This is a genomic window from Nitrospiria bacterium (genome assembly GCA_035498035.1).
Taxonomy (GTDB): Bacteria; Nitrospirota; Nitrospiria; order JACQBZ01; family JACQBZ01; genus JACQBZ01.
Genome location: DATKAN010000043.1, coordinates 80706 through 93480 on the forward strand (window position 1 = coordinate 80706; position 12775 = coordinate 93480).

The following is a 12775-nucleotide window of genomic DNA, read 5'->3' on the forward strand; positions in this document are numbered from 1 at the left end:
TTGTAGGGGCTTGCGTCGCCCCTCGGACTATTCCCTTATCGATTCCGCAAGGCCAAGCCGGACCCGCCGTGTCTCAATCAAATTTTTCTGTACCCGTTTTCCAATGACGATCAGAGACGCCAGAAATAGGATCGTTCCGATCAATGCAAAATTCATCCTCCATTTATGTTGCGAATGAATCTTGCCGTCTTTATCTTTCACAATCTCCACGTCGGTCAGAACCAATTTGTGGGTGTTTCCGCTCGTGTCGCTCGGATCAAGCCATTCCACACAGAATTGGGCGCGATCTTTTTCTCCAACGGTTGTCTCCAACCAGGCTGTATTTACGCATATAGACCTTCCGGGCATAAAATATTTTCCTCGCCCCTCCAAATCATCGAGATCCACCCCGGCGAATCGAAGCCCGCCCATGAAGAGCAGGCCCCCGATGAACACGAGCCCCCACGTCACACGGCGGGCATAAATCATCAACTCCAGCCGTCGTCGCTCGTCGTCTGCCGGGGGAGCCGACATCTTAGTCCTGCTTTTGAGGTTTTATCTCTTTTTTGTTTTGTTCTTCCACCGTGACCCGAGTGAAATCGCCGAATCGGGAAAAAAGCTCTGTGATCCCTTGCAAAAGAGCCAGCCGGTTCTTCTGGACTTCGGGATCCTTATCCATCACCATGACCGCGTTGAAAAAATTATCGATCGGCCGACGGAGCAACGAGAGCACTTGCAGAACCTGCAGGTAATCTCGTTTCATCATTAATCCGCCCACCTGCTTTTCTGCCCCGAGAAAGCTTTGGTACAGATCCTTCTCCACCGGCTCTTTAAACGTCTCCGGATGCACCGTCCCCTTGAATCCGGCGGGTTGAATTCGTGAGGCCCTTTTGAAGGCCACGATCAGCGGATCAAAGTCCGGCTGATTGTGAATCGCCCTCAACGCAGCAAAACGCTTATACAAATCAAGCGGCTCATCAAAAGGACGACAGAGCACCGCATCGGCCAAGTCTGCGCGATATCCTCCCGTCAGGTTTCGAGACTGGCGATTTAAAAAGGTCTCCATCCGCTGGACCATGAAGGGCTGAAGCGCCGCAACGATCGCGCGGGCGTCCCTCGTCAATCGGATACTGTGAGATTGATACAGTCCGACTGCCTTCTCAACCGCCTTGGCGAAAGAAAATCCCTTGAAGGTTTCATCCAGCAGGACATGGACCAGCCCGAGCCCTTGCCGGCGGAGGGCATAGGGATCCATGGAACCGCTGGGCGGCAAATCCACGCCGAAAAAGCCGACGAGTGTGTCCAGCCTGTCGGCCACCGTCAAATACTTTCCAGTCAGAGTCTTCGGCGGGTTCTGATCCTCTGCGTTCCGCGGAAAATAATGCTCCGCGATCGCCTCCGCCACCTCGGGATCCTCCCCCTGGATCCGAGCGTACTCTCGGCCCACGATACCCTGCAAGCTGGGAAACTCCCGCACCATTCCGGTTAAAAGATCCGCCTTGCAAAGAAGGGCCGCTTTTTCAACACGGCTCATCTCCTGCTCGCCTCTTCCAGACTCGCGCAGCAAGGCCCCAGCCAGCTCTTTAATCCGCTCCGCTTTCTTTTGAACGCTGCCGAGCTTCTGATGAAAGACTATCCCGCCGAGTTGTCCAGCCCGTTCATTCAGCGTTTGCTTTTTGTCCTGCTCGAAATAAAACCGGGCATCCTCCAACCGGGCCCGGATTACGCGCTCGTTTCCGGCTCGAACGAGGCCGGAATCCTTGGATCTCACATTGCTGACGAAGAGGAAATATGGAAGGAGCGTTCCATTCATTTTTGTTATGGGGAAGTAACCCTGGTGTTCTTTCATAACCGTTATAGGAACTTCAGGTGGGAGATCGAGATACTTTTTGTCAAAGCCCCCGAGCATCACGACCGGCTCCTCAGTGAGAAAGACCGCCTGTGAGAGCAGGTCGGGATCTTCCGCAAGGCAGCCTCTTTTATGCTGTGTAAACTTCACGAGGCCCTGCCGAATCATCTGCTCGCGTTCGGCCGGGTCCAGGATCACGTGATGTCGTTTTAGATCTCGACAATAGCCGTCCCAACTTTTCACTGGGAAGGATCGATTCGCCATAAAGCGATGGCCCCAGGATCGGTTGCCGCTGGGGAGCCCCGCCAGATGAAAGGGAACCACTCGACCGTCGAGCAGGGCCAGGATCCGTCGTATGGGACGGGCGAAGCGTACACCCTGTCCGTTCCATCGCATCATTTTCGGAAATCCCAAGGACAGAATCAATTCGGGCAGGAGACCTTTCAATATTCGACTCGAGGGCAGACTCGGCTGCTTTTGAACAACGCTTACGTAGTCCCCTTTTTCGGTTTTTTTGATCCTCAGGGTTTCAACCGAAACACCTTGAGCCTTTGCAAAACCGATCGCGGCCGCAGTGGGGCGCCCCTCCGCATCGTAAGCCGCCGACCGGGGCGGGCCGGTCACCTCCGTGACTTGGGTCGTCTGATGCGTCGGGACCCCCGTCGCGCGGACGACAAGGCGTCGCGGGGTGGCAAATGTCTCAACACGCTCGGCAGGGATTCTTGCATCGGAAAGCATCCGGGCGGCCTTCTCCTTCAACTCGATTAGCGCCGGAGGGAGAACTCTTGAGGGGATCTCCTCCGTTCCAATCTCAAGCAGCAACTCGCCGCCGCGGCTATCGGTCTGAGTGGCGGTCCGCTTCATGATCGTACCCGGGTGCCCGAACGGGGCAGCAAGGGATGACCCAGTTTCTCACGGCTCTCGCGGTAGGCCCCGGCGCACTGTTTGGCCAAGTCCCGTACCCGTGCGATCAGTCCGGCGCGTTCCGTCACGCTGACCGCGCCTCTGGCATCGAGGAGGTTAAAGAGGTGCGAAGTCTTGACGCAGTAATCATACGCCGGAAGCGGCAGGCCCGCCGACAACAATGTCTTGCATTGGGACTCCCACCGGCCGAAGACTTCACGGATGTCCTTCGGATCCGTCAACTCAAAATTGTGTTTGGAAAACTGGATTTCCGTCTGGTGATGCACGTCACCGTAGGTCACCGTGGCGTTCCATCGCAGGTCAAATACGCTGTCGACACCTTGCAAATACATCGCGAGCCGCTCCAGGCCATAGGTCAGTTCAACCGAGACGGGCGAAAGCTCAACGCCCCCCACCTCTTGAAAATAGGTAAACTGGGTGATCTCCATCCCGTTGAGGCGAACCTCCCAACCCAGACCCCAGGCCCCGAGAGTGGGCGATTCCCAGTCGTCCTCGACAAACCGGATGTCGTGAACCCGGCCATCGAACCCGAGTTTTTTCAGGCTGTCCAGGTAGAGGTCTTGGATATTCTCAGGCGACGGTTTGAGGATGACCTGATACTGGTAGTAATGCTGCAAGCGGTTGGGGTTTTCACCGTATCGTCCATCCGTCGGTCGGCGGGTGGGTTGGACATAGGCCGTCTTCCAAGGTTCCGGGCCGAGCACCCGGAGGAAGGTGGCCGGATGAAAAGTACCCGCCCCTACTTCCAGGTCGTAGGGCTGATGCAGAACACAGCCCTGACGTGCCCAGAACTCCTGAAGAGCTGAAATAATCTCCTGAAAAGTCAATCGACTATCTCTCCAAACTCGGATAAAAACGCAAAGGCGGACAGCTTACGCAGGAGCATGTAAAGTTAACAAAAATGGGTCCGTATTGTCAAGCCGAATTGCCGCCGAACCGATGGCTTTACTGGCCGCGGGTCCTACAGTATAATGAAGGCCTTATGAAAAAAGAAAGCGCCCGGAATCAAGACCGAATAGAACGCATGGAAGAGGACGCGACGCGTTACATCTGGCACCCCTTTACCCAGATGGCCGAGTGGGAAAAGGAAACGCCCATCATTATTGAACAAGGAAAGGGGGTATATCTATATGACGTACATGGCCGACGGTATCTGGACGGCGTTTCATCCATCTGGGTTAACCTCCACGGACACCGCAAGTCCGCGCTCGACCGCGCGCTGATAAACCAGATCGATAAAATCGCACACTCCACGCTCCTCGGACTGACCCATCGGCCCGCGATCCGGCTCGCGAAAAAACTGGTCGCTCTCGCGCCCCCGGGATTGACGAAGGTCTTTTTCTCGGACAACGGCTCGACGGCCATGGAGGTGGCCCTGAAGATCGCGTTTCAGTACTGGCGCCATCGTGGAAAGAACGGAAGGACAAAATACTTATCGCTGACCAATGCCTACCATGGAGACACCATCGGCTCGGTCAGTCTGGGCGGCATCGAGTTGTTTCACGGGCTCTACTCCCCTCTTCTCTTTCCGACCGCCAAGGTCGGCGCCCCGTATTGCTATCGCTGTTTTCTAAAAAAGACCTATCCGGAATGCAGCCTCGCCTGCGCGGATGAAGTCGAAAGGGTTCTGACACGGCATTCCGACGAGATCGCGGCCGTGGTCGTGGAACCGATGATCCAGGGCGCGGCCGGGATGGTCACCTGGCCCCCCGGCTACCTCGGAAAAATCCGGGAGCTTTGCACGCGATACCGCGTTCTCTTGATCGCGGACGAGGTGTTTACCGGATTCGGGCGTACCGGAAGGATGTTTGCGTGCGAGCACGAAGGGGTGACGCCGGACCTGATGGCAATCGCGAAAGGTCTGACCGGGGGGTATCTGCCGTTGGCCGCCACGCTGGCGACCCAGGAAATCTACGAGGCTTTTCTGGGCGAGTATGGGGAATTCAAGACTTTTTTCCACGGCCACAGCTATACCGGAAATCAACTGGGCTGTGCGGTGGCCCTGGCCAACCTTGAGGTCTTTGGGAAGGAACGGGTCCTGTCGCGACTCAGACCGAAGATCGGGGCGCTGGCCGAAGGACTGAAACCGCTGCGGCGTCATCCACATGTGGGGGAGATTCGACAAATCGGCCTGATCGCCGCCGTCGAGCTCGTGAAGAACCGATCGAATAAAGAATCCTACCCCTTGGAAGAGCGACGGGGCCATCGGGTGGCGAAGGAGGCCTTGAAGCGCGGGATGGTCCTCCGACCCATCGGAAACGTCGTTCCGCTCATCCCCCCCTTGTCCGTGACAATCCCGCAACTCCGAAAGATGATTTCGATTCTGAATGAATCCGTTCGGGCGGCTACCAAAAATTAAGGGCGCGGCAGGCCGCTCCCCGCCGACTTTTTTTTCCCGAACAATTTACACCGCCAGCAGACCACCTTGATGGCCATGGATTGAACCTCATCCGGAACAAGCAAGAAGTAGCCCTTCCAGAGTTTTCGGCCGCACAAATCGCACCGGGACACTTTGAAATAGAGATCTTCAGAGCCTTCCGCCATACGGTTCCCTCTCATGGCAACGTCGCCGGATTTAAGCCGACTCGGAGCGCTTGGCCTGATCCACCAAAGACAAAATGCGGTCCGCCACCCGGCCGGCGTCGAGATCCAACAGGCGTGCATACTGGATCACATAACTTCGAAGATAGACGGCCGGCGGCAAGGACCGGAACTGGTTTTTTTCCAAGAACTCCAGATAGGTGATATTGATCCGGGTCTTGCTCGCGATTTCCTGAAGCGGGATGCCCCGCCGCTCCCGGATTTGACGGAGTTCGAGGCCCGTCATGGAATCGATATCGACAGGCTCGAAGGTCCTGGCGGCCGCCTTTTCCGGCTCGGATCCGAGGATCGGCTCCGCGGCTACCGACGGCTCGGAGACGGGCAAAGAGGGAATTGGGGGACCGACCCGGCCCAACAGCTCCTGATCATAGGCCCTTCGCCGTTTTTCATCCGAAAGCGTTTCATACGCCAGATGGATCTTCCGGATGATCTCTTTGCGTTCCTCGGTATCAAACAGGGAGTAGGTCGCCAACGATTGGTCGCCGTACGTCTTCTTGGCCAACGCATAGGCCTGCTCGATCTGCTCTCGCGTTGCGGTCGTCGGGATCTCAAAAATCTCGTAAAAGGTCTGTTCCCCGATGGGCTTCATCGCCGCGGAACGGTGTCCACCAGGTAATCGATCGTCAACTGTTCGCGTTTGACCAGGTTGGTCGCCACTTTTTGGATGCCTCGGGCCGAGTTGGACATCGGATATTCGGACAACATCGGGCGGCGACGTTTCGTGGCCTGCCACACATGGTCGTCGTATTCCACATAACCGACATATTCCACGGTGATGCCGAAATACTTGGTGCAGGAGCTCCGCATTGAAAACCCCAGCGTGATGTCGTCCTTCGACCGGACCTGATTCACCACCAACTTCGGCCGGAGGCCGTACATCTCTTTCTTCAGCTGTTCCCCGACCGCTTGATCCATCCGGGCCACCTGCTCGATCAGATCGTAAGGCGTCCTGATTCCGTATTCATTCTTTTGGTCCATCGCTTTTGCAATGATCTCCTTTACGAAATCAACCCGGGCGATTTTCCGGAATCGCCGATAGAAAACGCTCTTAATGAAGCGGTAGACGTTTTCGATCGAAGTCGGCTCCGGCAAGACGGCCAGTATCCCTTGGTCGGCGATCAGGAAGAAATCGAGGATATTGAACGACGTGCCGGCCCCCAGGTCCAGGATGATATACTCCATGTCCAGCTCCTGGATCTGACGGAGAAGACGCATTTTCTGGGCGTGTTTGGGATTGGCCATCTCCAGGATATCCTGCGCCCCGCTGATGAGGCTCAGGTGACGAATGCCCGTGGGAACGATGGCTTGCTCGATCCGTTTGATGCGTCCGGTGAGAAGATCCGACAGCGTGGCTTCCGGATAATCAATACCGAGGCAGGTGTGGAGATTGGCGCAACCGAGATCGGCGTCGATCAACAGGACGCGTTTTCCCTGGTTGGAAAGCGCGATCCCCACGTTCGCGGCGAGAAAACTTTTTCCCGTGCCGCCTTTACCGCCGCCGACCGCCCAGATTTCGCCCCTGGTCAAATTTGAAGGATCCCGAAGCTGCATCCCCTGTCTTTGAAGAATCCCGACATTTCGGTCGGCGATCCCTCGATCCGAGTGGAGAACATCCTATCTTTGTCCGCTTTTGATCCGCCTGGCCGCCCCGGAGAAGAGGGCCGGGATTTCTGTTCGGATCAATGGGTCAATGGCCAGTTGGGTTACTTTTACACAAGTCCGTCCAATTTATCAAGTGTTTTCTTATTATTTTTCGTATGATATAATTTTGCATCATGGTTGGGATTCGGCTTTCCAGGGCACTCCTAATTCTGCTGTTGGCCCCGATCGTTTTCACGGCCGATACGTCGGCCGGTGAGGACGTCCTGATCGTCGACCCGGTCAGCGCGGGTCTTGGGGCCGACGGGCTGCCGAACGGCTGGGCCCTCAAACAGTGGTTCGGCGGCGGCCACGATGTTCGGATCGAGAAGAACGACGATAAACCGGTTCTTCACCTGGTTTCGAAGGGAAACAGTTTCGGAATTTACAAAAATTTGAATTTCGATATTCATGACTTTCCCTATCTTTCCTGGCGATGGAAGGTCACGGTCCTTCCGCCCGGCGGGGATGTACGGAACAAAAAAACGGACGATCAAGCGGCCCAGGTCTACGTCCTTTTTCCCAAATTCCCGTCGGCCGTCAATACTCGGCTGGTGGGCTACATCTGGGAGAACCTCACTCCAAAGGGCCTCCATGTCACCAGCCAGAAATCTTCCAATACGCGTTACGTCGTTCTCCGAAACCATTCGGATCCCCTCGGCCAGTGGCAGGAGGAAAAACGCGACGTCCTTCAAGACTACCGCGACCTGTTCGGAGAGGAACCGCCATCGGTCGGAGGGATCACGCTGATGATCGATTCGGACGACACAAAATCAACCGCCGAAAGTTATTTCGATATACTGCGGTTTCATAAAGAGTAATTTTCCGGACAATAATCCGATCGACTGTCAAGACCGTCTGATCGGCGTGGACGGACAGAGAGGAGAATACGTTATAGGCCTTAACTTAAAAAAATTCTTGCACTATGGATGCGTCTGTGCTAAAAATGGCAAAATTTGTATATCTCTGACTGGAGGTGTATATGACGAACCGACGGTTGAGGAAATTGATGCCTAGCGCTTCCGCAACCCAACTGACACGACTGGGTAACAAAATCCGACGGTTTTTTCTCTGCGCCGTGAAACCCCGCTATGTTCAAGAAATGATCCAGCACCGCGGGGGTGAATGCGTTCAATGCGGCAAATGTTGCAAACTGGTTTTCAAATGCCCGTTTCTCGGAGGGACGGATGAAAATCCGCGATGCATGGTCTATGAAGGACGGCCCAAACCCTGTGTCGCCTTTCCAATCGATGAGCGCGACCTCGCCGACGTAAATTTTCAGTGCGGTTACTTCTTCAGCGGCGTTACGACTCCGGCACCCGATCTCATCCAGATCCCCGTGCCAGCCTATGCACGCCAAGCCCGGTCGGCTTCGAACCTTGCAACCGACATTTAATTTCAGTCTGTTTCATGATTTGATCTCATCCAATACCGTCCTTGTTGCCCCGGCCCGCTGCATCTCCTGTTCGGCCTGTTCGCTGTCTTTGGATTTCACGTTCACCCCCCGCGACGCATCCGCCAGATAGATCGCCTTGAATCCGGCCTTCAAGGCATCCAGAACGGTGCTCTTCACGCAGTAGTCGGTGGCCAATCCGCCCACAAACACCGTTTCGACCTCCCTCTCCTTTAACCACTCGGCCAGGCTCGTGCCCTGAAACCCGGAATAGGCTTCATGCTTTGCGTCCGTCCCCTTTGAAACGATCTTCGACTCGGCGGGAAGGTTCAGACCGGGACGAAACTCGGCCCCCGGCGTTTCCTGGATGCAATGCGGCGGCCAGATTCCGCCAAAGGGTTTAAATGAACTGTGATCGCGGGGATGCCAGTCACGCGTCGCGATGATCGGAGCATGATGGGACTGAAAGATTCGTATATATTTGTTAAGGACCGGCACGACCTGATCTCCATCCGCAACGGCCAGGGCTCCCCCCGGACAGAAATCATTCTGCACGTCCACGATGATGAGCGCGGTCTTGCTTGAAACCTTCAACCGCTCTGCGAGGCTGTTCTTGGCCGGCGGCATGATCCCCTCCAAGCGATGCTAAAGATCCCGCATGACCCGGCCCGGGGTCACGGAGTCCCGAGTAACTGCGGCGGGTCGACCCGAGCCAGCGTCGCCGTAATGGAGCCGATGGCGACCTTTCCGTTCATTTGGACGGGGATTCGGCGTGCATCGTCCGTGATCCAGACATAAAGATCGCCTTTATTCCACAGAAGTCCGTCGAAAAGGACGATGGCCTTGACCTTGATGGTTGGAACGGTTCCGATCGCGGTCTTGAGGGATTCACGGCCCAGGATCTGAACTTCCAGTTTCCAGTTTTTTTTACTTTCGTGGACATCGATGAAGACCGAAGCTCCGGTCGTCAAATTGGGAACCGTTCTAAAATAGTACAGAGAGGACAGGATATCCTGGACCTGAGGCGGGACGTCATACTTGGAGGTCCGACCCTTGAACAGCATGACCGCCGTATGCTCATCCTGATCGAACTGAACCACCTTGTATCGTACCCGCGAACCATGCCGCTGGTCCACGGTGATTTTGTACGGATACAACCCTTGGGCGTCGATGATGGACTCGACCCGATCCTTGACCGGGAAAAAAAGGGAGAGCCAATCGTTCGATGTCGCTGTGGAAACGAGGTGGAAGACGTCGTGACCGTTCAATCGTCCGCCGGACTCGGATTGGAGAACAGCCTCGCCCACCGTGAGGCCGGCCCAGCTGATGTCGTAAGAAAGGCGTTCGCTAAAAAAGAAGGGGGGCACCACGGGCGGAGGGGAGAGTTCGGACAGGGATGCTTGAACGGGCGGCAGGAAGAGAAGAACAAACCAGACCCCCAACATCAATCTGATGAAAGGCCGCCGGAATATTTTAAGGACGGCATCAGTAAGCATTTTTATTGACGAGGCCTTTCCAGACGGTAAACCACATGATCTTCAGATCAAACCAGAGGGACCACTTTTCAATATACTCCAGATCACACCGGATCCGCTGGTCCAACGACGTATTTCCCCGCCAGCCGTTCACCTGGGCCCAGCCCGTGATGCCCGCTTTGATCTTGTGCCTCAGCATGTACTTCGGAATCGTGTCTCTGAACTTCTCGACAAACTCCGGACGCTCCGGCCGCGGGCCCACGATGCTCATCTCCCCTTTGAGCACATTCCAAAACTGGGGCAGCTCATCCAAACTGGTTCGTCTTAGAATCGTCCCGAGCGGCGTGCGGCGCGGGTCGTCGGCCTTGGCCCAAACCGCGCCCGTTCCTTCTTCCGCATTGGATCGCATCGTCCGGAACTTCAGCATCTCGAACATGCGACCGTCATAGCCCATCCGCGTCTGGCGGTAGAAGATGGGACCCGGCGACGTCACCTTGACGAGCCACGCAACCATCAGCATCACGGGGGAAAGGAGAATCAGAATAAAGAGCGAGAACAATATGTCGGTGAGCCGTTTCAGAACCTGGTTCCAACCGTACAGGGGTGTCGCCTGAAGGGTGACGACCGGAAGCCCGTCGAACAGCTCGGCCTGCCCCCGGATCGTCATGAACTGAAGGAGGTCCGGAACGATCCGGACATCCACCGTCTGATCCTGAAGGAACCGGAGGATCTTGGGAGCCTCGGCATAGGCGTCATACGGAAGCGCGAGGAAGACGTGATCGATGGAACGGCTCATGAGAACAGCCGGAAGCTCATCGTAAGTCCCCAAAACGCCGACGCCGCGCAGGTCCCGGCCCACCTTTTCAGGCTTACGCGTCAGATAACCAATCACCTTGATCCCCAGTTCGCGGTGGCTATGGAGCCGGGCCGCGAGCTCCTGACCCAACTCCCCGGCCCCCACGATGAGGGCGTAGCGAATGTTGTGCCCCCTTCGCCGCAAAACCCGGAACAGCTCGCGAAAACTCCAACGGCTGAGCGTCACCAAAACGATGGCGAGGCCCCAAAATAGGATGAATACCAGACGCGAGTACTCATACTGTCTTAAGAAAAAGCTCAGGGCCACGACCACGAGCGTGGCCAGACTGCAGGCCTTGGTAATGTCCCAGACCTCGGAAAGGTGCGAGGAGATCCGGCGGGGGCGGTACAGATCAAAGGCCTTGAAGACAATCCCCCATACAATCAGGATGGCCGGCAGGAGGACCAGGTAGGCTTGAAAGGGGGCCATCCCTTTTGTAACGGGGACCAGCCGCGTTTGAAAACGTAAAAGATAGGCCCCGGACCAGGCGATCGAGATCAGGGCGAGATCAAAGATGAAAAAAAGGGATTTGAAGAACTCACTGTACTTTTTGAGCATGACGCGTTTCTTTAAACTCCTCGTACTTTACCCGAATATACCGATTGAGCCTCTCCTTGAACTGTTGGCGATCGAACGGCCGGACATGCTCGCGAATTCGAACCGGATCGAAACGGTCCCGATTCGATTCAAAGGCGCGCACCGCCTCGATCAATGCCTCCGGAGTTTGGGCATCAAAGAACACCCCTGTCGGAGGTCGCCCATCAGTTTGTGAACGATTTAACGAAACCACTGTTTCCAGCACCCCGCCTCGGCCGTACGCGATCACGGGTTTCCCGCAGGCCATCGCCTCCAGCGGCACGATCCCGAAATCCTCCTCGCCCGGAAAGACGAGCGCCCGGCAGGCGGAATAACTCTCGCGAACCTCGGCATCCGACTTCCAACCCAGGAATTCGATCGTGGGGCCGGCCGTCTCCTTGAGACGATTTTCATCCTGTCCCGTTCCGATGATCTTCAGCGGCATTTTTAATCGGTTAAACGCCTCGATCGCGAGGTCCACCCGCTTGTAGGGCGCGAACGCCGTCACGATCAGATAGAAACCCTCATCCCGGTGGGACACCGAAAAGGCTTCGAAATTCACTGGCGGGTAAATTACATCGGCCTGCCGCCCGTAGAGGCGCCGGATACGATCGGCGACATGGCACGAGTTGGCGACAAACACATTCACTCCGTCGTTGGAACCACGGTCCCAGCGTTGTAAACGGCGACGGATAATCCCCATCGCGGCCCGAACCGCCCATCCCGATCGTCCCCGACCGAAATAATCTTCATACTGCTCCCAGACGTAGCGCATCGGGGTATGGACATAACTAACATGGAACGCTCCGGATGGAACCCGGACCCCCTTGGCCACGCAGTGGCTTGTGCTGACAATCAAATCATACCCCGATAGATCGAACGATTCAACCCCCCGGGGGAATAACGGCAGATAGTACCGATAGGCGCTTTGAGCGGCCGGAAGGCGTTGGATGAAGCTGGTTCGGATCGGATGTTTTTCGATCGTCGAGGAGACGGCGCCGGGGACGCGGAGCAGCGTGTAGATCGGCGCCTCGGGGAATAGCTCGCAGAGCACCTCAAGGCACCGCTCCCCGCCCCGCATCCCGGTAAGCCAGTCATGAACCAGCGCGACCTTCATGGATCAACCAGCGGGTGGATTTTGTCCCCTGCAAACTCCCAATAAGAGCCTATGCCGATTTTGATGGCCTTCAATGCCCGGGAATCTGAGAAGGTGTTGTTGATCAACCTAAGCACCCCATCCCTCAACCTTTGCGAATGGCGCTCTTCAGAAGAGGGACCGGGTCAAACGACTTCACCATCATGATCGCCTGCCGACGCGTATACTTGATGAACACGATGCCGAACGTCGCGCCGAACTGCGAGATCAGGGTCGCGACCGCGGCGCCGTTAACTCCATAGCGAGGGATAAGAAGAAAATTCAGGATGACATTCACAATCATTCCCCAAAAGGCCCTGTAGAAGGAAATCCGGGTGTAATTTTCCGT

14 protein-coding genes are annotated in these 12775 nt (G+C 56.1%); 3 read left to right on the plus strand and 11 right to left on the minus strand.

The features are described 5' to 3' along the window. Positions 1–27: 27 nt before the first annotated feature. The 3 genes from VMN77_09140 to VMN77_09150 are packed head-to-tail and all read right to left on the minus strand — an operon-like array spanning position 28 to position 3579. Positions 28–513 carry a hypothetical protein gene (locus tag VMN77_09140; GenBank protein ID HTN43944.1) on the minus strand — a complete coding sequence of 162 codons (486 nt, stop codon included), beginning with the start codon at positions 511–513 and terminating at the stop codon, positions 28–30. Position 514: 1 nt separating this feature from the next. Continuing rightward, complete coding sequence (gene glyS / locus VMN77_09145) at positions 515–2692, minus strand: glycine--tRNA ligase subunit beta (protein ID HTN43945.1); 2178 nt, start codon at positions 2690–2692, stop codon at positions 515–517. Continuing rightward, positions 2689–3579: a glycine--tRNA ligase subunit alpha gene (locus VMN77_09150; GenBank protein HTN43946.1), complete on the minus strand. Its 891-nt coding sequence runs from the start codon at positions 3577–3579 to the stop codon at positions 2689–2691. Before VMN77_09150 ends, glyS begins: the two co-directional genes overlap by 4 nt. Positions 3580–3776: 197 nt before the next feature. Here VMN77_09150 and bioA point away from each other — a divergent pair, with 197 nt between their 5' ends. After that, positions 3777–5111 carry an adenosylmethionine--8-amino-7-oxononanoate transaminase gene (bioA, locus tag VMN77_09155; GenBank protein ID HTN43947.1) on the plus strand — a complete coding sequence of 445 codons (1335 nt, stop codon included), beginning with the start codon at positions 3777–3779 and terminating at the stop codon, positions 5109–5111. Here the strand turns inward: bioA and VMN77_09160 are convergent. Genes VMN77_09160 through VMN77_09170 form a run of 3 tightly spaced genes read right to left on the minus strand, consistent with a single transcriptional unit; the run spans position 5108 to position 6880 of the window. Beyond that, on the minus strand, positions 5108–5296 hold the full coding sequence (locus VMN77_09160; GenBank protein HTN43948.1) for a hypothetical protein: 189 nt from the start codon (positions 5294–5296) through the stop codon (positions 5108–5110). The two genes, bioA and VMN77_09160, sit on opposite strands and share 4 nt — an antisense overlap. Positions 5297–5327: 31 nt before the next feature. Further along, the gene (locus tag VMN77_09165) at positions 5328–5942 is read right to left on the minus strand and encodes a helix-turn-helix domain-containing protein (protein ID HTN43949.1); all 615 of its coding nucleotides are present in this window, start codon (positions 5940–5942) and stop codon (positions 5328–5330) included. Continuing rightward, complete coding sequence (locus VMN77_09170) at positions 5939–6880, minus strand: AAA family ATPase (protein HTN43950.1); 942 nt, start codon at positions 6878–6880, stop codon at positions 5939–5941. Before VMN77_09170 ends, VMN77_09165 begins: the two co-directional genes overlap by 4 nt. 248 nt (positions 6881–7128) lie before the next feature. Between VMN77_09170 and VMN77_09175 the strand changes: the two genes are divergently transcribed. Continuing rightward, complete coding sequence (locus tag VMN77_09175) at positions 7129–7812, plus strand: DUF3047 domain-containing protein (GenBank protein ID HTN43951.1); 684 nt, start codon at positions 7129–7131, stop codon at positions 7810–7812. A gap of 188 nt (positions 7813–8000) precedes the next feature. Continuing rightward, a complete protein-coding gene (locus tag VMN77_09180; GenBank protein HTN43952.1) occupies positions 8001–8387 on the plus strand; it encodes a hypothetical protein in 387 nt (128 codons plus the stop codon). 12 nt (positions 8388–8399) lie between these two features. Here the strand turns inward: VMN77_09180 and VMN77_09185 are convergent, their stop codons facing one another. From VMN77_09185 to VMN77_09205, 5 genes are all read right to left on the minus strand, one after another. Beyond that, positions 8400–9011 (minus strand): nicotinamidase, encoded by a 612-nt coding sequence (locus VMN77_09185; GenBank protein HTN43953.1) that lies wholly within the window; start codon positions 9009–9011, stop codon positions 8400–8402. 47 nt (positions 9012–9058) lie between these two features. Next, positions 9059–9829, minus strand: coding sequence for a DUF3108 domain-containing protein (locus VMN77_09190; GenBank protein ID HTN43954.1), 771 nt, complete (start codon positions 9827–9829; stop codon positions 9059–9061). Positions 9830–9869: 40 nt separating this feature from the next. Further along, the gene (locus VMN77_09195; protein ID HTN43955.1) at positions 9870–11273 is read right to left on the minus strand and encodes an undecaprenyl-phosphate glucose phosphotransferase; all 1404 of its coding nucleotides are present in this window, start codon (positions 11271–11273) and stop codon (positions 9870–9872) included. Continuing rightward, a complete protein-coding gene (locus VMN77_09200) occupies positions 11254–12408 on the minus strand; it encodes a glycosyltransferase (protein ID HTN43956.1) in 1155 nt (384 codons plus the stop codon). Before VMN77_09200 ends, VMN77_09195 begins: the two co-directional genes overlap by 20 nt. Positions 12409–12532: 124 nt before the next feature. After that, a partial coding sequence (locus VMN77_09205; GenBank protein ID HTN43957.1) for a polysaccharide biosynthesis C-terminal domain-containing protein occupies positions 12533–12775 on the minus strand: 243 nt, incomplete at its 5' end.